The following is a 19316-nucleotide window of genomic DNA, read 5'->3' on the forward strand; positions in this document are numbered from 1 at the left end:
GAATTGTTTTAAGGAGGTGGATACGATGGAGAATAAGTTGAAGAAGTTAGAGCAGTTATTTGAAATGCAGGAAGGGACGCTTAGACCGGATACATTGTTAAAAGATCTGGAAGAATGGGACTCGATAACCCGCTTGTCTTTTGTTGTGATGATGGAAGATGATTATGGGAAAAAGGTCACAAGAACAGAGGTTATGAACTACAAAACAGTTTCAGATATTCTTGATGGGATGGTGTAAATGTTGGAAAAACCGGAAGTACAGAGTTGTAACTTTTGCGAACTTCAGAAAAGGATTTCAAAAATTGTGAGAGCCGGTAGACCGGTTACCAATTTTTATGGTCAAAAGGAATTAGTAAATCAAAAATTTCAGGTGGTGCAGACGAATCAGACAATTGTATTCTGGTACTTGGATACTGTTGTTTGCCGGGTGTATTTTTATTCGTTCAATGAGCCTGAGATAAAAGAACTTTTGAAAATGGCACCACAGGATGCTGTTCTTGATATTCTTTCAAGAAAGCCTGGAGAAAAGGTTAAATGGGAATCTGTCACTGGATTCCCTGTGTATGCAGTGTATGGCAGAGTAGGGCATTCCATTGTGGGTGCGAAGGAAGAAAGAGAGCGTTTTTCACACAATCCATTGGATCGTTTTTATCGGGAAGAGTATGGGAGGCTTGCCGAAAAGGAACAGTTAGAGGAGATTCAAAAGATTTTGAGAGAACGTTTTGACAGGTATGCGGACCATCTCTATTCCGATGAAGAAATGGAAGAATTGATTGTGAATAACCAGGTGTGGATTCAGTGTGAGGATAACCAAATTACTACGATATTTGTGTATAAGATAGAAGGAAAAAAATTTTATTCCAATATATCGTTTAATGACTCAACTGCTGATGTGTTGTATAGTATACAAAAGAAGGTTTTGTTAAAGGCAGTAGAAGAGTATAACATAGCTTATTATTATGGCTGGATACGCATCAATAACCGGCAGGCTCTCAAGAAAAATCACTATCCGGATTTTGATGCTTACGATTATGTGATGTGTCATAGATGTTAGAGAGGGGAAAATTGATGGAAAACTGGAAAGGCAAACACATTTTAGTTGTTGGTGCGTCAGAGGGAATTGGGAAGGAGACAGCTCTTGAATGTGCCAGACGGGGTGCCAGGCTTTCTTTAGTGGCAAGAAGTGAGAAAGTGAAGGAGATAATACCTATATTAGAGGGGGAGGAACAGGAAGGATTTTGTTTTGATGTGTCTGAGATAAAAAAAATTGATGGGTTTGTCAGTGAACTTGTGAAAACGAGAGGAGCATTGGATGGTTTGGTTTATTGTGTAGGTCCACAGTGTGTGAGACCGCTGAAAATGCTTAAGCCGGAAACCGTAAACGAGACAATGACGGTTGGGTTTTCCGCCTATATTGAGTTTGTGAGAACTGCCACAAAGAAAGGAAATTATAAAAAACCAATGAGTATTGTTTCAATTTCCTCAATTGCTGCAAAGACAGGAAGTCCGGGAAAAACCGTTTATGGTGCAATGAAAGCAGCCGTGGATGCGGCGGTTCGCAGCCTTTCCGTAGAACTGGCACCGAAAGGCATCCGTTTGAACACGGTGACACCGGGGATGGTTGCTACGAAACGGCTGGAGAGGCTGCAACAGATGGTTGGCGGTGATGGGCAGTTAAAAGAGGTAGAGAAAAGACAATATCTTGGGGTGTCGGATGCTGCTGATATTGCAAAGACCATTTGCTTTTTGTTAGGTGAAGAGGCAAAAGCAATAACCGGAACGAGTATGGACGTTTCGGGTGGTTTTTTGACATCATGAGAATATGGAGGAATATACAATGAAACAAAAAATCGGAGAAATTGTTGAGAAAGCATTGGAAGAAGTAAATGAAGATGCAGATGAAAGAGTAGATTATGCAAAAGAGACAAAGTTGTTTGGAAAGGGAGGAGGGCTGGATTCCTTTTCTTTTGTTACTTTGATATCTTCTATTGAAGAGCAGATACAGGAGCAGTTTGGAAAAGAGGTATATTTAGTTTCTGATGAAGTGTATGAAAAGAAATACAATCCGTTTGCAACGATTGCATCTTTAGAAGAATATATCTTGGAACAAGTGCAGGAGGAAGTATAATTGGCATATATTCAACTAAGTGATATCGGCATAACAGGAGTTGTAACGGCTGTACCAAAAAACAAAATAAATAATAATGATTTGACAACAGAGTTTGGTGAAAAACATATTCATAAATTTATTAAGACGACAGGGGTGCAGACCAGAAGAGTCGCAGCAGAACATCAGACGGCAGCTGATCTGGGCGTGGCAGCGGCTTATGAATTGTTACAGCAAAAAGGTATTTCACAAGAGGAGATTGGTGCGCTGGTATTTGCTTCCCATGGTCCGGATTATAAAAGACCGGCAACGGCACATGTGTTGCAGAAGAGACTTTGTCTGCCGGAACATTGTGCCTGCTTTGATATTTCTCTCGGATGTTCTGCATTTGTGTATGGAACACAAATATTAGGTGGTTTGATGCAGACTTCGGATATTCAGAAAGCACTGTTGATAGTAGGCGATACTAATTCAAAACTGGTAAATCCAAAAGATGAATCGATGGTACTTTTGACTGGGGATGCCGGAAGTGCAATTTTACTCGAAAAGAAAAAAGGTTCAAAGATTTCAGCAGAATTAGTGAGCAACGGTGAAAAATATAAAACTGTCATTGTCCCGGCAGGTGGAATGAGAAATTTGCATGCCAAGGATCAAGAGATGACGTTTTCTGATGGATATGACCGAACTTTATACAATTTGTTTATGGATGGATTTGGAGTGTTTGAATATACCATTCGTGAGGTGCCTCGCATTTTAAAAGATTATATTGCCAGAGAAAACAAGAAAATAGGAGAATATGATTATTACGTGATGCACCAGGCAAACCAATATATATTACAGCAATTATCCAAAAGAGTGAAACTGGATCCGAAAAAAATGTTGTATTCCATTCAGGATTATGGGAATACTTCATCAGCCTCGGTTCCATTGACATTGTGCAAGTATTTTGGAAAAGAAGAGGAAGGAGAGGTGTCCGTGCTGATGAGTGGTTTTGGTGTGGGCTTATCTTGCGGTGTGATGAGTACTTGCCTGAATAAAAAGGATATTTTCCCGATTATAGAGTCAGATGATTACTTTAAAGAGGGAATCATAAATGGACCGGAGGACTGGCAGTTAGAACGAGAGGGGTAATGGATTATGTTATTAGGCAAAATTATGGAACGCATCAAAGCAAATAAGGAAAAAACAGCAATTATTACAGATGATAAACCCTTTACCTATGAGGATTTATTGTCTTGTTATGAGGATTATGCAGACATATTGCTTTCTGTGCCGGAAGGAAGCGTAGTGGCAATCCGTGGTGAATTTAACATTGAAACGATAGGTTTTATGATGGCGTTGATGGACAGACGGTGTATCTATGTTCCTATTTCAAAGGCAGTTGTGGATATCGACTATTATCAACAGACAGCACAGGTAGAGTTTTATATGGACATGGAGAATAAACAACTAATCCGGCTGTCAAGAGAAACAGAAAAACATCCGTTATATGAAAAACTACGCGGAATAGGGCATCCGGGAATTGTCTTTTTTTCCTCCGGAACAACGGGAAAACCAAAGGCTGCTGTTCATGATTTAATGCCATATATCCATCGTTTTGAAGAACCGGGAAAGACATTACGTTCAATGGCTTTTTTATTATTTGACCATGCCGGTGGTTTTAATACTGTAATGCATTCTATTTCCAATGCCGGTTTGATGGTTACTTTGTCAAAGAGGACACCGGATGAAGTGTGTCAGGCAATTGAAAGATATGAGCTGGAATTGCTTCCTACATCACCAACTTTTTTACAAATGCTGCTTATCGGACGTTATTATGAAAAGTATAATCTCAGCAGTTTAAAAATTATCTCATATGGAACTGAGCCGATGCCGGCATCAACGCTTGCCAGAATGCACAAGTTATTTCCGGATGTACGGATGAAACAGACATATGGGCTCACAGAATTAGGAGCGATTCGTACCAAATCTAAAGCTTCGGATTCACTCTGGATGAAAATGGGAGGAGATTCTCATCACCAGACCAAAGTAGTTGATGGTATATTATATGTGAAATCGGATATGGCAATGCTTGGTTATCTGAATGCTGAAGCACCTTTTGATGAGGATGGCTGGTATAATACCGGAGATCGCGTAGAAGTCGATGGGGAGTATTATTTAATTCAGGGAAGAGATTGTGAAAGGATTAATGTTGGGGGAGAAAAAGTGTACCCAGCAGAAGTTGAAAGCATTCTCCTTTCTATCGATGGTGTGGCTGATGCTGCAGTAGTCGGAGCTGAGAATTTGATTTTAGGTCAGGTTGTTGAGGCACATATTTATCCAGATGAAAACCAAGATAAGGCAGCTCTGACGAAACGGATTAAAGCAGTATGTAAAGAAAAATTGGAAAAATACAAGAGGCCTATGAAAATTGTGTATTCGGAGACTTCATTTCGTAGTGAGAGATTTAAGAAAAAAAGGAGTTGAATGAAAGTATGAACATAAAAAGTTATAGTTTTTATCCGATTGATGCAAAAATGTATCTTTTGGTGGAAAATCATAGAGCTGTTATTTTAGACCCTTGTGTATCAGAGGAGGCAAAGGAATATTTACAGTCGGAGAATGTAGAAGAAATTATTGTTTTACTGACACATGAACATTACGATCATATATCGGGAATTAACTGGCTGCGGGAGTCTTTCAAAAGAACGAAAGTAATTTGCTCTGAGGCATGTGGAGCAGCGCTTGGAAACCCCCATAAAAATTTGTCTGAATATTATGAGATTTTATTTTCGGGTAAGGATGAAAAAACACAGGAGTATGTAAAAAATATGAATATTCAGCCGTATTCCTGTGAAGCAGATGAGATTTTTAACGGAAAGAAAGAATGGAATTTTGAATCGCATAAAATTGTTATGCAGGAAACGCCCGGACACTCAAAGGGGAGTATTTGCATTTTAGTGGATGAAAAGATTCTCTTTTCCGGTGATACGCTGGTGACAGGCCACGAAACGATTCTTCGCCTGCCGGGTGGCAGTAAAAAAGATTTTGCCGGTATTACACTACCGTATCTGGAGTCACTTGACAGAGAAATTATGGTTTATCCCGGACATGGAGAACCGCAGAAATTAGCAGAGTTTATGAAATAGTAAAAGGGGAGAAGGTACAGTGTCCTACAAACTTGATTTTTTTGATTCTTTTGTCTGTTCTGGTTCAGCGTGCCAAAATACCTGCTGCAGTGGCTGGGATATTGCGTTAGACAAAGAAACCTATGATTTTTACGAGGCTTCTCATGGGGCATTTAGTAAATATGTAAAGAAGAATATCGGGCAGACGGATGGAAATTATTTTATAAAAATGACGGAAAAAAAAGAGTGTCCGTTTTTAGATGAAATGGGTCTTTGTAAGATTTATCAAGAATATGGTCCGGAGCACATGGGAAATACGTGTAAACTTTTTCCGAGGACCTGCCTGAATATTGAAGGAAAGACTGTTTTTTCTATGCTGAATCATTCGTGTGAAGAGGTACTTAAGAGAATTTTTGAGCATGAAGGTCCACTTTATCTGGTTGAGGAAGGAGAGAAAGAAACTCTTCCTTTTGAGGAGAAAATGGCTGAATTTATGAGTGTTAGTATGGATATTTTACAGGAAGAATCCATTCCGCTTGGAATTGGTCTGGGAGTAGTTTTATATCTATACATGGATGCGTTTTCTGAGGAAAAGAAAAAGGCTGGAGGTATTGAAATTCCGAATGAGGGGACGATTTCTTCTCTTTTACAGGAATTTGAATTGGTGAAAAACAGTATGTCAAAGGAAGACTTGGAAAATTCGGCATGGGAAGTGATTTCTTCTGTTGTGGATACGTTCTGTCATATTATCCGTCAGACAAATCTTCGGGTGAAAAATCGTATCCTATGGAATGAGGCGGTGTATGGATTGAGTGATGCCAAGCGGAAAAGGTATGTGCGTCTGCTTTGGGAGAAAAATAAAAATTGTTCGGATCAACAGTTTTCTGCAAAACGAAAGTTGTATGCCAGCTATCTTGCGAAATGTTTGTATCTTTGTAATGAAGCAGATTTTTTGCAGGTTTTGCTTAGTAGTGCATGTAATTATATAATCCTTTCGGAGGTTCTGCCGTGTATTTGGAAAGAGGATGGAAAAGATGATTATTTTCCACTTATGGCTGAGTTAGGGCGGATTTTTGAGCATACCAAGGTTATGGAAAAACATGTGTACCCGGCCATAGAAGAGTCGATTCATCCAGATGTATTGACTTATGCACTTGCGTTTATGGTGCTGTTTTAGATATATTTTTGTGTTGCAATCTATATTTAGTTGTGTTAAGATATGCACAAGCAGAAAGTCCAAACATTTTCAGAAAAAGTCAAATAGTATAGAGTATCGAGAAAAAACTTCACTGCTAAATCATAAAAAACAAAATTGAAAAAGCAGGGAGGTTAGCACATGGGACATCTCCCTGAGAGGGAGGCATGTCACATGAGAAGACACATTGATTTTGACAAAATCGGCATCACCGATGATGTAATGTTTTGCACAGTTTTAAGCAATTCTGAGGATTGCAGGGAATTTTTACAGAGAATTCTTGGAATTGAGATTGAGGAAATTGTCGTCGTGGGAACCCAGGTGAGCATGAAATCGAATTTTCATGCGAAGGGTGTCCGTCTTGATGTTTATGCAAAGGACAAAAAGGGAAACGCCTATGACATTGAGATGCAGACGACGAAGATGAGAGAACTGCCGCTGCGGAGCCGGTATTACCACAGCGAGATGGACAGTTACCAGATTGCCGAGGGAGAGAAGTATGGAAACTTAAAACATTCGATTGTTATTTTTGTTTGTAATTTTGACTTGTTTGCCAAAAATCGGAGTGTATATACATTTGAATCGATTTGCCGTGAGGATACAGAGATTCATTTGCAGGATAAAAGGAAAACGATTTTTATTAACATAAACGGAAGCAGAGAAGGTGTGCCGAAGGAACTTGCGCATCTTCTTGATTACCTGAAAACAAAGACTCCGACGGATGGGTTTACGGAGCGGCTGGAACAGCGCGTGCTGGAAATCCGGCGAGATACGGAATGGAGGGATGATTATATGACGCTGGAAATGAAGATGGATGAGAAGTATGAACAGGGGCGTGAGCAAGGATTGAAAGAAGGGATTACAAAGGGAATCGAGCAAGGGATTGAGCAGGGAATCGAATTAGGAATTGGTCAAGGTCTGCGTGTACAAATTCAGAAGAAATTAAATAAAGGAAAGTCAATTTCACAAATTGCTGACGAGTGTGAAGAATCGGAAGAAGAAATTTGGAAAATAATTAGAGAAAATGGTTGGAATGTGTAGAAAATTTATTAGCGGTTGGCATAGTGCCATTTAAAACCAGATGGTTAAAATTTGGAAAAATCAACAATAATTGACTAGTATAATAGATAAGCGTATAATACATACGGATGTGAAAAAAAACAGAAAGAAGAGTTTAAGAGATGAATCAAAAGAAACGAGTTGTTTTGACGGTATGCGCAGCAGCTATTGTTAGCATTGTGCCATTTCGGTCATTGCCGAGTGCTACGATGGTGAAGGGACAGGAGATGGCGACAGCATTGCCTGAGGTGACACCGGACGCAGGGGCAACGAGTACACCGGTGCCGACTGAAATTCCGGCAACACCGGCCGTACCGGTAAAGAAATTACCTTGTGTAAAAAAAGTAAAGGTAGTTCGTTTTTCTACCCATAGTGTAAAGCTGACATGGAAGAAACAAAAGAAGACAAAGTATTATCATGTTTTTGTTTCAACAAAGAAAGATGGAAAATATCGAAAGAAGCTTTCAACAAAAAATAATGTCTGCCTTGTGAAAAAACTGAAAAACAAAAAGAAATATTATTTTTACATAACGGCAGGAGAGAAAAAGCAGCTGTCGGAGACCGATAGCAATCCTTCTAAAGTTGTTTCTAAGAAGATGAAAACTTATGTGAGGACAACAGTGTTTGCCGGCGATTCGATTACGGAAGGCTTGACATACGAAGGTGGTTTCGCCCATATGCCGATTGGTGGTAAAAAGAGGACGATTGCATACCGGGGACTGAATACGGTGACATTCCATACAAAGAGAGTGTTTCATGGAAGAACCGGACTTCAGAAGCTGATTGCTGCCAAACCATACCGCGTGTATATGATGCTTGGTATGAACGAGATTCATTATCAGAAGATTAGTAATATGTTAAGTGAGTACCGTGACATGTTAGAGGCAATTAAGCAGTCTTGTCCGGATACGGATATTATTGTGTGTGCAATTTCACCGGTGACGCGTGCAGAAAAAGCAAGACATCCGGGATTCTGGCAGCGACCGGTCTTTAATCGAAAGTTAAAGAAACTGGCGAAGAAGATGAGCGTTACCTATTTGGATTATACCGATTTTTTGAAAGATTCAAAAGGGTATTTGAAGGCGGCTTATGCAACAGGAGATGGATATCACTGGAAACCGCCGGCATATGCTAAGTTCGGAAAGATACTGGCAAAATACGACAGACAGAGAGATGGTCGAGGAGGAAAATAAAGATGAAAAAATACGGCATGAGAATAGTAGCAGTTGTATGCATGGTAATTATGTGTATCAGTCTGTTTCCACAGATGGGACAGGCGGCAAAGAAAAAGGGAAGCTGCAAGACACTTTGCGGTTATGCTTTAAAAGCAACCGGTGGTGCAAAGAAATTGAAATATTCTTCGGCGGCTACACTGGACTTTGGAGCGCTTACTCACTCAGTTCGCAGCCAGGTGAAAACGATTCAGTATGTATGTGATTCAAAAGAGGCGTACAGCCTTTGTGTGATGGAAGCAAAAAATGGAAAAGGTGCGAAAAAATTATATAATGCTTTGAAAAAGTACCAGAAGGCAAATAGCAAGAGTGATTATTTAAGTGATTATTCTAAAACTGAGCAGAAAGTATTTAAGAATGCAATTTATGGGAAAAAAGGAACTTTTGTCTGGTATATTGCAATGTCTCCGTCAAAAGCTGTCAACAAAAAAGGACAGGCGGCATTGAAGAAGAAATTGTAGGAGAGGCTGCCTCATGGTATTTAGTAGTTTATTGTTTTTGTTTCGGTTTTTGCCGATTATGTTAGTTGTTTATTACTGCACCCCAAGGAGATTCCGCAATGCGGTTCTTTTTGGGGGCAGTTTGGTTTTCTATGCATGGGGAGAGCCGGTTTATATTGTCTTGATTCTGTTCTCTACACTTGTAGCATATTGCGCCGGACTTCGTCTTTCTTATTATCAGAAAAGAGAAAATAAACGAGGACAGATTTGTTCCTTAACAATTGCCTGCGTAGTCAGTCTGCTTTTGTTAGGGTTCTTTAAGTATGCGGACTTTTTTTTGCGGATGGCCGGATATATGGCAGGTGTAGAAATGCCGCAGTTAAATCTTCCTCTGCCGATTGGTATTTCTTTTTACACTTTTCAGACGATGTCCTATGTGATTGATGTGTACCGGAAAGAAGTGAAGGTGCAGAAAAACTTTGTGACGTTTGGAACCTATGTTGCGTTGTTCCCACAATTGATTGCCGGACCGATTATCCGCTATCAGACAGTGGAAGAACAGATGGTAAAACGGAAAGAAACAATTGATTTATTTAGTAAGGGAATTGTTCGATTTATGATAGGTCTCGGGAAAAAAGTGTTGATTGCCAATCCGATTGGCGATCTCTTTCGTGAAATTGCCGGCATGGGGGCGGCGGATTTGACAACGGTTTCTGCATGGCTTGGTGTGATTGCATTTACGTTACAAATATATTTTGATTTCTCCGGTTATTCAGATATGGCAATCGGACTTGGCTCGATGTTTGGATTTTCTTTTCCTGAAAACTTTAAGCATCCGTATGAATCGAGAAGTATTACCGAGTTTTGGCGCAGATGGCACATTTCTCTTGGTACATGGTTTAAGGAATATGTTTATATCCCGTTAGGTGGCAATCGAAAGGGATTTGGCAGACAAATTTTAAATATTTCTATTGTATGGCTTTTGACCGGATTGTGGCATGGGGCTTATGGAAACTTTGTTGTATGGGGAATTTACTACGGAATTCTTCTTATGATTGAAAAATTGTTGTGGAAGCCGGTATTTAGCCGTCTGCCATCTTTTTTCATGCATTTATATACGATGTTTTTTGTGATTCTTGGCTGGGGAATTTTTTCGTGGCAGGATATGGCAGATGGAACAAATTATTTCAAAACATTATTTGGTATGAGTGGAACTTTTGTTAATCGAGAGGCAATGTATCTGCTTTCCTCTTACCTGATTTTACTTGTGATTGCCATTATTGGTTCGGTTTCGCTGCTTCGCACCTGTATAAACCGATTCTTTTTGCCGGAGAAGACCATGCGTCGAGAAGTGTGTGGTATGTTGTTTGTCGTTGTTGTTTTTATACTGAGTGTTGCACTGTTAGTCAATTCCTCGTATAATCCTTTTTTATATTTTCGATTTTAGGAGGTGTGGTGGATGAGAAAAATGAAACTGGCAATGCTCATTGTTTTTTGTGTCATGCTTTTTGGTGGTACGGTGGTTTCTTTTGTTCTGCCGGACCGGGAGTTTTCGGATGTGGAGAATCGTGAACTGGCTAAGAAACCAAAAATCACGGCAAAGCGTATTTTATCGGGAGAATATCAAAAGGAATATGATACATATTTAAGTGACCAGTTTTTTTTCCGTGACAAATGGGTGGATTTGGCGGTGCGAGAGCAGATTGCCCTTGGAAAAAAAGACTTTAATGGCGTTTATCTTGGAAAAAATAATTACCTGCTTGAAAAATACGAAAAGGCGGATTTTGATTCAGGGCAGATAAAGGAAAATGAAACATATCTGACAACGTTTCTCAATGAAACGGAAAAAAGATATGGCAGGAAGCATGTGAGGGCAATGTTTGTTCCATCGAAAACGACAGCGCTTACAAATGTTTTGCCGGCTTACGCAGACACGATAGACTGGCAGTCTATGATTCGGGATTTGCAGACAAAAGTTGATGAGCCTAACTTGATATACGATTTAACGAAAACGATGCAGTCGCATAATGAGGAATATATTTACTATCGGACGGATCATCATTGGACAAGTCTTGGGGCTTATTATGCATATCGTGCATGGGCACTTCAAACCGGACGGAAAGCAAAAGATTTATCCGATTTCAAGCGCGTATCTGTATTTGATGATTTTTATGGGACTACCTATAATAAGATTCATGCCGGTGGCGCGGCGGATGTGGGGGAAAAATTTGAAAGCAAAAATCCGGTGAAAACAAAAGTAGTGTTTGATGATGAAGAGAAAACCTATTCTTCTTTATATTTCCCTAATGAGGCGAAAAAAGGGTTTAATCGTTATCAGTATTTTATGAAGAAAAATTCGTTTCAAGTGGAAATTACGACGAAAGCCCATACGGGTAAAACGCTTCTTTTGGTAAAAGATTCATTCGCTAACTGCTTTGTTCCATTTTTGACGGAACATTTTGATAAGATAATTATGATTGATTATCGTTACGGGAAAATGGCAATGGGAAATCTTTTGTTGTCAAATTCGGATATTACGGATGTGCTTGTTTTATATAATACAGAAAAATTTTTGCAAAATAAAAAACTGGAAAAACTTGCGGATATCCGTAAAGGAGAAAGTACCATGAAAGAATTTGACATGAATGACTTACTTGGATAGGAGGCAATTAAAGTGGAAAAAACAGTACATTTTATTATGTATCATTACGTGCGTGATTTAAAAAACAGCGAGTATCCGACCATTAAGGGACTTGACAAAGAATTGTTTGAGAAACAGCTTGCATATCTTTTGGAGCATTATACACCGGTGCGAATGGATGAGATTCTTGCAGCATATCAGAAAAATGATTTTTCAGACATTCCGGAAAATGGTTTTGTTCTGACGTTTGATGATGGGTATATTGATCATTATGAGGTTGTTTATCCGATTTTGAAAAAGGTCGGAGTGCAGGGAGTTTTCTTTCCAAATACAATGGCATGGAAGGAAAACAAATTATTGACGGTAAACCGGATTCATTTTATTCTGGCGGCTGTAGAGTTGAAGGGGAGCTTGGCAATGAAACAGCTGGTAGCCGATTGTTTTGAAGAGATGGATTTTTATCGAAATCAGGGTGTAACTCTTTTGTCCAATGAGGAATTATATCAAAATCTTGCGGTTGCTAATCGCTGGGATCCGGGTGAGGTTATTTTTGTAAAGCGGCTATTGCAAAATGCTCTGCCTGAAGAAATCCGGACGGAAATCGCAAAGCACCTGTTTCAAAAATATGTGGGATGTGAGGAGAGCACTTTTGCAGAGAAATTATATATGAATTTTTCACAGATGAAAGAAATGAAGAAAAATGGCATGTTCTTTGGAATTCATGGTTATGACCATTACTGGCTTGCCAAACTTCCGAAAGAGCAGATGGAAAAAGATATTGATATGGCATTGGAGGCAATGGACGAAATTATCGATAAAGAGTGTTTTGTTATGAATTATCCATATGGAAATTACAGTGAGGAAGTGATTTCTTATGTGAAACAAAAGGGCTGTGGCCTGGGTGTTTCAGTTGAAGTAAGGGGGGCACAATTAGGCGTTGATAACCGGTTTGCACTTCCACGCTGGGATTGCAATGATGTGTATCCGAAGGGGGAGAAAGTGTAATAATAGCTGCCTCGTAAAGGGGCAGCTATTATTTTAGAATTCGCTTGGTTTTATCTATTATCACAGAAATATGACTGAAACGGGAATAAACACCGATAAAATGGTGGATAATACCGAACAGATATATGCGATTTATTGCTATCATTTAAGAAAAGAGCAAAGGAGCATATTTATGAGTGATATCAGCCGTGAAGACGAGATTATTGGGGCGAATGTGAAAAAGTTTCGTGAATCACAGGGGATTAGCCGCAAGGATTTGGCACATATCTTTCACATTTCAGAAGATGGAGTATATCGTATTGAACGTGGTGAGACAGGGTTATCCAGCGCATATGCCTATATACTGGCAAACCAGTTACATTGTGATATGAATTTTATTTATGGTTTGACAACAGACCCGATATGTTTGAATATGGAGTGCATGGATAAAGAACAATTGACACCGGAAAATGCAATTAGCAAGATTCGGTGGTATACGGATATGCTGGAAAAAGTGTTGAAGGGATGATGAGATAGGTTATGCTGACGGCGATAAATACCATATTGGAAATGGCGGCTACACTTATTTGTGTGAATTATTTATTTGGAAAGAGGTATTATTTTAGCATCTATGATGCGGTTTTTATGGTAGCAGAGGTTACTTTAATTGAATCGGCAAATTATTTTGGGCTGTCCAAGGGGATGGCTTTATTTGGGTATGTGGGAATTTACATATATGAATTACTGAAATTTAAGTGTTCGATACGAAAAGCAAATGTGAATTTAGTGCTTGTAGCAATTTATTGTATATTTGCACAAGTGATTTGTTCCATGCCGGTATTTGCATTAGAAAATTGGGTATCGGTTGACTGGGTGATGTTAGGAATTAATTTTTTAGTATTAGTCCTTAGCGTGGTAATTAGCAAGACCGGATATTTTTATAAGGTATCACAAGGAATTGATAACTACACAATGTTAAGCAAAATTGCCGCCGGAATATGTCTCATTGGGGGAATCTATCTTTTAATTATCTATAAAATGGAGGAGTATTTAAGGAGAACGGATTATATAATATTTGGTATTTGGACGATACTGATTGGTGTTTTGATTTTTAGTTGGCAGAGGGAGCGGTATGAAAAGATAGCGAAGGAGAAAGAACTGGAACTTGAGCAAGCTTATGAGGTTGTTTATGAGCAATTACTAGAGTCTATTCGGCGTAAACAACATGATTTTCATAATCAGATAAATGCAATTTATAGTCATCATTTAATTGCAAAGGACTACGATACACTTGTTTCCCTGCAAAAGGAATACTGCTCTGAAATATTAAATGAGAACCGATATGCACGTTTAGTATCGAATGGTTCGCCAACAATTATTGCCTTTTTGTATTCCAAATTTGTTGAGGCGGAGACAAAAGGGTGTCATATTGCATATGACATAAAAATAGATGATATGCAGGGTTATCTTCCAAAGTATAAAATGATAGAAATTTTAGGTGTTCTTTTGGATAATGCAATGGAAGCAGTTGAACAAAGAGATTCAAAGAATATTACAGTGAAAATGTTGGAACAGCCAGAACAATTGAGTGTTGCCATTAAAAATGATTCCATGCACTATGAGAGAGAAGAAATAATGCGATTTTTTGAACCTGGTTACTCAAAAAAAGGTGAGGGAAGAGGTATTGGATTATCGAAAGTTCGAGAGATATTATTGAAATACCATGCAGGAATAAAAGTTTCCTGTGAAAAGGAAGAGTTTGTATTTGGATTTATCCTTCCAAAAATAAAGGACAGCCATGCTGCTGTCCTCTAATAGAAAATGGTAAAAGGATATGTGTTATTTGCTAGAATCTTCTGGATAAGGCTGTTCGCCAAATAACCACAAACTCATCTTTGTCCAATGAAGGATTCCTGCAAAGGCAATGCAAAAATTACAAGCCTTAAATATCCATGATTTCGATAGACGCTTCATGAGGCACCTCCTTTCTCACAATTTTTGCTGCAAGCAGTTGAAAAGATTGCAGCATAATTATCCAAAAACCAGTGATGATATACTGGTTTGGCGGAACGATGTACATGATAAGCGCGTAGATGGTAATGATGTGAAAAGCCTGACGTTTGGCTTTTCGTATCTGAATACCGTTTGGAATAGGACGGTACGAAGAGACAATTGGTGCAAACAAATAATTGATGAGTATACATAGTAAAAGCAGGACAAAGTAGAGGGGACGGGGAAGCAATATTTTTGGGAGTTGGCATATGCCTATATATAAAAGAAAAAAAGACAATGCCAAACAACTGAAGTAATGCTTAAAATGCAGTCCACCGGTACATGTCCGAAGTACAAGTAAAGTAGCAATGGCTGCCAGATATTGAAAAAAGTAATCGGTCAGAATAAAGAAAATACCCATTATGATAAGTTTACTTACGTCTGAAAGAATACTAATTATCGTATAGCGTATTTGTCCGATTTGAAAATCAGAATAACCGTAATTATTTTTTAAGTAGTCATGTATTTTCATTGCTTCGCCCCCTCGCGAATAGTATAAGGGCAAACTTAAGACGAAACGGATATATTTACCGAACTAGGTGATTTCATAAACAAAATACCAAAAGACGAAACAAAGGAGAGGATGAAAATGAAAGAGGTACTGATTTTAGAAGACAAAAGTGAGACCAGAAAGGTGCTTGCCGGTCTGGTAAAGGAAGTGCATTCGGATGCCGTAATTTATGAGGCTGCAGATGAAAAGACGGCGTATGATATTGCAATGAAGAGAACAATTGACTTGTTTTTGGTAGATATTATTTTACATCCACAACAGCACGATGATGTATCCGGTGGGGAATTTGCTCAGAATATAAGAAAAGTTGATAAATATTTGTTTACGCCAATTCTTATCATTACTTCCATGTATGATCCGAAAATGTGTATGTATTCGTCTGTTCACTGTTACCAATTTATCGAAAAACCGTTTGATTTTGAAAAAGTAAAGCAAACAATTCAAGAGGCAATTCGCTATGAAACGGTACAGGAAAAGGACCGGTCACTGATGTTTCGGACAGAAGGAATGTTAGAAATGATTGCCGTTTCGGAAATTGTATATGTAGAAAGTGTAAACCATCGTTTAGAGATTGTAACAACGTCGGGTCGGATTGAGATTCCGTATAAAACTTGCAACAGTCTGTTAAAGGAGTTAGACAGCGATAATTTTGTATTGTGCAAGCGTGGCGTGATTGTGAATTTGGAATTCGTGAAAAAAGTGGATACGGTAAACCGTTACATATTGTTAGCAGATGATTTTGGCAGTTTGGAAATTGGACCGATTTTGAAAAATGACTTTATAAAGAAAATGAAAGCGCGGGGAATCTTTTGAGTAAGAAAAAAATGCTGTTTGGTAAATTGGGCAAAATCTTTTCTCCAAACATTGAAAATCTTTCCTATTCATGGTATAATAACACGAATATATTGAAAACATGTTAGGAGGATGAACAATGAAAAAGTTAATAGCAATGGGTCTTACCGTAATTATGACGGCGGTGGCTGTATGCGGATGTGGCAGTTCCGATAGCGGAAATGATGCAAAGAAGAGCGACAACCAGACAAAACAGCAGGCTGTTAAGGTGATTGATGTAGACTTGACTAGTGAAGAGTATGCGTTTGGTGTAGATAAAAACAAACCGGAACTTTTGACACAGGTCAATGATTTTATCAAAGAGATTAAAGATAATGGAACGTTTGATGAAATCTGTAACAAATATTTTGGTGGCGGAAATCCAACACCGGTAAAATCCGAGAAACTTGATACATCGAAAGACCAGCTTTTGGTTGCAACGAATGCTTCTTTTGAGCCATTTGAATACATGAAGGGCGACAGTTACTATGGTATTGATATGGAAATTGCGGCAGCACTTGCAAAAAAATTGAACAAAGAACTGGTAATCCAGAACATGGAATTTGATTCCGTCTGCTTGTCAGTTGGACAGCATAAGAGTGATATTGCCATGACAGGTCTTACGATTAAAGAAGACAGAAAGAAATATGTAAACTTTACGGATCCTTATTATAATGCAGCACAGAGACTGATTGTCAAAGGTGACAGCACAGAGTTTGATAACTGTAAAGATAAGGCAGCAATTGAAAAGATTTTGAAAACAAAAGATAAGAGTGTAACGATTGGTGTGCAGAACGGTACAACCGGTCAGTTCTACTGCGAGGGCGACAAGAGCTGGGGCTTTGAAGGTTACAAAGTAACTACAACCGGTTATAAAAATGGTTCTTTAGCAGTACAGGATTTGATTAATGGTAACATCAATTATGTAGTCATCGATTCTGCACCGGCTAAGTGCATTACAGAAGCAATTAACAAAATGCAGTAATAGTCAGCAGGTTCGTGACCTACACGGACCTGCTTTTTACGAGGTAGATATGGATAATTTTGGATTAAAAATAGAAGCGTTTAAGCAAATTTTCTTTGAGCAGAACGGATATCAGAAGGTAATAGAAGGCTTGCAGAATACATTGATTATTGCAATTGCCGGTCTTTTGATTGGTATTATTATAGGTATTTTGATTGCGACTGTACGTGTTGTGCCAAAATACAAGTTACTGCCAAGAATTTTGAATGGTTTTTGTTCTTTTTATGTTGGCTTGTTCCGTGGAACACCGATGGTAGTGCAGTTGCTTGTGTGCTATTATGTATTGCTTCCGATTATCGGAGTAAAACTTACGGGTGTGCAGGTGTCTGTGCTTGTGTTTGGTTTGAATAGTGGTGCCTATATTTCAGAAATGATGCGTGCCGGTATTTTGTCCGTAGACGGCGGACAGATGGAGGCTGGACGTGCGATGGGACTTAGTTTTGCGACGACAATGCGTAAAATTGTGATTCCACAGGCAGTAAAAAATATTCTGCCAACACTCGGAAATGAGTTTATTGCCTTGATTAAAGAGACTTCCGTTGTAAGTTTTGTTGGTGCGGCTGACCTTTATGTGGCATTTAACTATATTGGCAGTAACAGCTATGAGTTTATGGTTCCTTATCTGGTGATGGCAGTGATTTACATTGCACTAGTACTGCTTATTTCACTCGGAATCAAATGCATGGAAAGGAGCCTGAGAAAAAGTGATAGACGTAATTAATTTGAAAAAAAGTTTTGGCAGTCATGATGTATTAAACGGAATTGATATTACCATCAACAAGGGCGATATCGTGGTTGTCATCGGACCAAGTGGTTCAGGAAAAAGTACGTTTCTTCGATGCTTAAACTGTATGGAAGACCCTACAGGTGGGCAGATTATTTTTAATGATGTAGATATTGCAGATCCGCATGTAGATATTAATGTGCATCGACGCCATATGGGTATGGTTTTCCAGCATTTTAATCTGTTTAATAATAAAACGGTGTTAGAAAATATTATGCTGGCGCCGGTTCATGTCCGCTGCAAGGGACTGCACGGTGCAAAGCGCAAAGAAGAGGTTAAAAAGATTCGCGAGCAGGCGATGGCACTTCTTGCACGTATCAATATGCAGGACAAAGCAGATGTGTATCCTTCTACCTTATCCGGTGGACAAAAGCAGCGTGTAGCGATTGTACGTTCACTGGCAATGAATCCGGATGTGATTTTGTTTGATGAACCAACAAGTGCACTGGACCCGGAGATGGTTGGTGAAGTTTTGGATTTGATGAAGAGTCTTGCAGATGAAGGAATGACAATGGTGATTGTCACTCATGAGATGGGATTTGCCAAGGAAGTAGCAAACCGGGTAATCTTTATTGACGATGGAAAAATCTTAGAGGAAGCTACGCCGGAGGAGTTTTTTAATCATCCAAAGAATCCGAGACTGAAAGATTTTCTTTCAAAAGTGTTGGTATAGATTTTATAAGATTGCATAAAGAAAAAGTAGAAATCTTCTTGTGTCAGAGAAGATTTCTACTTTTTTGTTTTTATAAGTTAGCAAGTGTTGGCCAGTTTTCGTCGCGTTCTAAGATGTTTAACGGTGTGCCATCACTCATGTGGTAACCGGAAGAAGAGCCATTGCCCGGATATTCTCCTGTGACGTCCGGCCATGTGATACCGATTGCAGGATCATTCCAAACAAGTCCGCCATCATCCCCCGGATGATAGAAGTCGGTACATTTATAACAAAATTCAGCCCATTCACTAAGAACGAGATAACCATGGGCAAATCCCTTTGGAATATAAAACTGTTTTTTGTTTTCCTCTGATAATTCAAGTCCATACCATTTGCCGTAGGTTTCACTGCCTTTTCGTAAATCGACGGCAACATCGAATACCGAGCCACGGATAACACGGACGAGTTTTCCCTGTGGAAAATTTTTCTGATAATGAAGTCCGCGCAGAACACCCTTGCCGGAACTTGACTGATTATCCTGAACAAAGTCCAAATCAAGTCCTGCCTCTTTCATATCATTTAAGTTATAGGTTTCCATGAAATATCCGCGGTCATCACCGTGTACAGTTGGTGTGATGACACAGAGTCCCTCGATTCCACCTGCATTTTTTTCTACTTGTATCTGTCCCATGAGAAG

22 protein-coding genes are annotated in these 19316 nt (G+C 39.0%); 20 read left to right on the plus strand and 2 right to left on the minus strand.

Going from position 1 to position 19316, the window contains the following annotated elements; translation table 11 throughout:
- Positions 1–25 precede the first annotated feature (25 nt).
- From DW005_RS01555 to DW005_RS01630, 16 genes are all read left to right on the plus strand, one after another.
- On the plus strand, positions 26–238 hold the full coding sequence (locus DW005_RS01555; RefSeq protein ID WP_022376491.1) for an acyl carrier protein: 213 nt from the start codon (positions 26–28) through the stop codon (positions 236–238).
- Positions 239–1054 carry a hypothetical protein gene (locus tag DW005_RS01560; RefSeq protein WP_117477895.1) on the plus strand — a complete coding sequence of 272 codons (816 nt, stop codon included), beginning with the start codon at positions 239–241 and terminating at the stop codon, positions 1052–1054.
- A gap of 14 nt (positions 1055–1068) precedes the next feature.
- Positions 1069–1818 carry an SDR family oxidoreductase gene (locus DW005_RS01565; protein WP_022376489.1) on the plus strand — a complete coding sequence of 250 codons (750 nt, stop codon included), beginning with the start codon at positions 1069–1071 and terminating at the stop codon, positions 1816–1818.
- Positions 1819–1837: 19 nt separating this feature from the next.
- Positions 1838–2128, plus strand: coding sequence for a hypothetical protein (locus DW005_RS01570; protein ID WP_022376488.1), 291 nt, complete (start codon positions 1838–1840; stop codon positions 2126–2128).
- A complete protein-coding gene (locus DW005_RS01575; RefSeq protein ID WP_022376487.1) occupies positions 2129–3238 on the plus strand; it encodes a ketoacyl-ACP synthase III in 1110 nt (369 codons plus the stop codon).
- A 6-nt stretch (positions 3239–3244) separates the two neighbouring features.
- A complete protein-coding gene (locus DW005_RS01580; protein ID WP_117477897.1) occupies positions 3245–4573 on the plus strand; it encodes a fatty acid--CoA ligase family protein in 1329 nt (442 codons plus the stop codon).
- Between the two features lie 8 nt (positions 4574–4581).
- The gene (locus tag DW005_RS01585; RefSeq protein WP_117477898.1) at positions 4582–5235 is read left to right on the plus strand and encodes an MBL fold metallo-hydrolase; all 654 of its coding nucleotides are present in this window, start codon (positions 4582–4584) and stop codon (positions 5233–5235) included.
- 19 nt (positions 5236–5254) lie between these two features.
- On the plus strand, positions 5255–6391 hold the full coding sequence (gene fliB / locus DW005_RS01590; RefSeq protein ID WP_117477899.1) for a flagellin lysine-N-methylase: 1137 nt from the start codon (positions 5255–5257) through the stop codon (positions 6389–6391).
- 192 nt (positions 6392–6583) lie between these two features.
- Complete coding sequence (locus tag DW005_RS01595; protein WP_181974909.1) at positions 6584–7450, plus strand: Rpn family recombination-promoting nuclease/putative transposase; 867 nt, start codon at positions 6584–6586, stop codon at positions 7448–7450.
- A gap of 140 nt (positions 7451–7590) precedes the next feature.
- A complete protein-coding gene (locus DW005_RS01600) occupies positions 7591–8661 on the plus strand; it encodes a GDSL-type esterase/lipase family protein (RefSeq protein WP_117477901.1) in 1071 nt (356 codons plus the stop codon).
- Between the two features lie 2 nt (positions 8662–8663).
- Entirely contained in the window at positions 8664–9161 is a 498-nt protein-coding gene (locus DW005_RS01605; RefSeq protein ID WP_117477902.1) for a DUF4358 domain-containing protein, read from the plus strand.
- Between the two features lie 13 nt (positions 9162–9174).
- Complete coding sequence (locus DW005_RS01610) at positions 9175–10587, plus strand: MBOAT family O-acyltransferase (protein ID WP_117477903.1); 1413 nt, start codon at positions 9175–9177, stop codon at positions 10585–10587.
- Positions 10588–10599: 12 nt separating this feature from the next.
- Positions 10600–11802: a DHHW family protein gene (locus DW005_RS01615; RefSeq protein ID WP_117477904.1), complete on the plus strand. Its 1203-nt coding sequence runs from the start codon at positions 10600–10602 to the stop codon at positions 11800–11802.
- A gap of 12 nt (positions 11803–11814) precedes the next feature.
- Positions 11815–12786: a polysaccharide deacetylase family protein gene (locus DW005_RS01620; RefSeq protein ID WP_117477905.1), complete on the plus strand. Its 972-nt coding sequence runs from the start codon at positions 11815–11817 to the stop codon at positions 12784–12786.
- Positions 12787–12958: 172 nt separating this feature from the next.
- Positions 12959–13294 carry a helix-turn-helix transcriptional regulator gene (locus DW005_RS01625; protein ID WP_022375981.1) on the plus strand — a complete coding sequence of 112 codons (336 nt, stop codon included), beginning with the start codon at positions 12959–12961 and terminating at the stop codon, positions 13292–13294.
- An 11-nt stretch (positions 13295–13305) separates the two neighbouring features.
- Positions 13306–14580 carry a GHKL domain-containing protein gene (locus DW005_RS01630; RefSeq protein WP_117477907.1) on the plus strand — a complete coding sequence of 425 codons (1275 nt, stop codon included), beginning with the start codon at positions 13306–13308 and terminating at the stop codon, positions 14578–14580.
- A gap of 127 nt (positions 14581–14707) precedes the next feature.
- On the opposite strand, the gene DW005_RS01635 is transcribed toward DW005_RS01630, so the two are convergent.
- Complete coding sequence (locus DW005_RS01635; RefSeq protein WP_117477908.1) at positions 14708–15289, minus strand: accessory gene regulator B family protein; 582 nt, start codon at positions 15287–15289, stop codon at positions 14708–14710.
- A gap of 117 nt (positions 15290–15406) precedes the next feature.
- Here DW005_RS01635 and DW005_RS01640 point away from each other — a divergent pair, with 117 nt between their 5' ends.
- The 4 genes from DW005_RS01640 (at position 15407) to DW005_RS01655 (ending at position 18640) form a co-directional block, all read left to right on the plus strand.
- Entirely contained in the window at positions 15407–16141 is a 735-nt protein-coding gene (locus DW005_RS01640; protein ID WP_181974910.1) for a LytTR family DNA-binding domain-containing protein, read from the plus strand.
- Positions 16142–16259: 118 nt separating this feature from the next.
- Entirely contained in the window at positions 16260–17144 is an 885-nt protein-coding gene (locus DW005_RS01645; protein ID WP_117477910.1) for a transporter substrate-binding domain-containing protein, read from the plus strand.
- Positions 17145–17193: 49 nt separating this feature from the next.
- Entirely contained in the window at positions 17194–17904 is a 711-nt protein-coding gene (locus DW005_RS01650) for an amino acid ABC transporter permease (RefSeq protein ID WP_117477911.1), read from the plus strand.
- Positions 17888–18640 (plus strand): amino acid ABC transporter ATP-binding protein, encoded by a 753-nt coding sequence (locus tag DW005_RS01655; protein WP_022375975.1) that lies wholly within the window; start codon positions 17888–17890, stop codon positions 18638–18640. Before DW005_RS01650 ends, DW005_RS01655 begins: the two co-directional genes overlap by 17 nt.
- 70 nt (positions 18641–18710) lie before the next feature.
- Here DW005_RS01655 and rfbC read toward each other — a convergent pair whose 3' ends face one another.
- A complete protein-coding gene (gene rfbC, locus DW005_RS01660; protein WP_117477912.1) occupies positions 18711–19310 on the minus strand; it encodes a dTDP-4-dehydrorhamnose 3,5-epimerase in 600 nt (199 codons plus the stop codon).
- Between the last annotated feature and the right edge of the window lie 6 nt (positions 19311–19316).

The sequence above is a fragment of the Clostridium sp. AF36-4 genome (genome assembly GCF_003435975.1).
Lineage (GTDB): Bacteria > Bacillota > Clostridia > Lachnospirales > Lachnospiraceae > Eubacterium_F.

Bases quoted from the DNA above. Each gene is read 5' to 3' on its own strand.
- DW005_RS01555 (WP_022376491.1), top strand. From the start codon at position 26: ATGGAGAATAAGTTGAAGAAGTTAGAGCAGTTATTTGAAATGCAGGAA.
- DW005_RS01560 (WP_117477895.1), top strand. From the start codon at position 239: ATGTTGGAAAAACCGGAAGTACAGAGTTGTAACTTTTGCGAACTTCAG.
- DW005_RS01565 (WP_022376489.1), top strand. From the start codon at position 1,069: ATGGAAAACTGGAAAGGCAAACACATTTTAGTTGTTGGTGCGTCAGAG.
- DW005_RS01570 (WP_022376488.1), top strand. From the start codon at position 1,838: ATGAAACAAAAAATCGGAGAAATTGTTGAGAAAGCATTGGAAGAAGTA.
- DW005_RS01580 (WP_117477897.1), top strand. From the start codon at position 3,245: ATGTTATTAGGCAAAATTATGGAACGCATCAAAGCAAATAAGGAAAAA.
- DW005_RS01585 (WP_117477898.1), top strand. From the start codon at position 4,582: ATGAACATAAAAAGTTATAGTTTTTATCCGATTGATGCAAAAATGTAT.
- DW005_RS01595 (WP_181974909.1), top strand. From the start codon at position 6,584: ATGAGAAGACACATTGATTTTGACAAAATCGGCATCACCGATGATGTA.
- DW005_RS01600 (WP_117477901.1), top strand. From the start codon at position 7,591: ATGAATCAAAAGAAACGAGTTGTTTTGACGGTATGCGCAGCAGCTATT.
- DW005_RS01605 (WP_117477902.1), top strand. From the start codon at position 8,664: ATGAAAAAATACGGCATGAGAATAGTAGCAGTTGTATGCATGGTAATT.
- DW005_RS01610 (WP_117477903.1), top strand. From the start codon at position 9,175: ATGGTATTTAGTAGTTTATTGTTTTTGTTTCGGTTTTTGCCGATTATG.
- DW005_RS01615 (WP_117477904.1), top strand. From the start codon at position 10,600: ATGAGAAAAATGAAACTGGCAATGCTCATTGTTTTTTGTGTCATGCTT.
- DW005_RS01625 (WP_022375981.1), top strand. From the start codon at position 12,959: ATGAGTGATATCAGCCGTGAAGACGAGATTATTGGGGCGAATGTGAAA.
- DW005_RS01630 (WP_117477907.1), top strand. From the start codon at position 13,306: ATGCTGACGGCGATAAATACCATATTGGAAATGGCGGCTACACTTATT.
- DW005_RS01635 (WP_117477908.1), bottom strand. From the start codon at position 15,289: ATGAAAATACATGACTACTTAAAAAATAATTACGGTTATTCTGATTTT.
- DW005_RS01640 (WP_181974910.1), top strand. From the start codon at position 15,407: ATGAAAGAGGTACTGATTTTAGAAGACAAAAGTGAGACCAGAAAGGTG.
- DW005_RS01645 (WP_117477910.1), top strand. From the start codon at position 16,260: ATGAAAAAGTTAATAGCAATGGGTCTTACCGTAATTATGACGGCGGTG.
- DW005_RS01650 (WP_117477911.1), top strand. From the start codon at position 17,194: ATGGATAATTTTGGATTAAAAATAGAAGCGTTTAAGCAAATTTTCTTT.
- rfbC (WP_117477912.1), bottom strand. From the start codon at position 19,310: ATGGGACAGATACAAGTAGAAAAAAATGCAGGTGGAATCGAGGGACTC.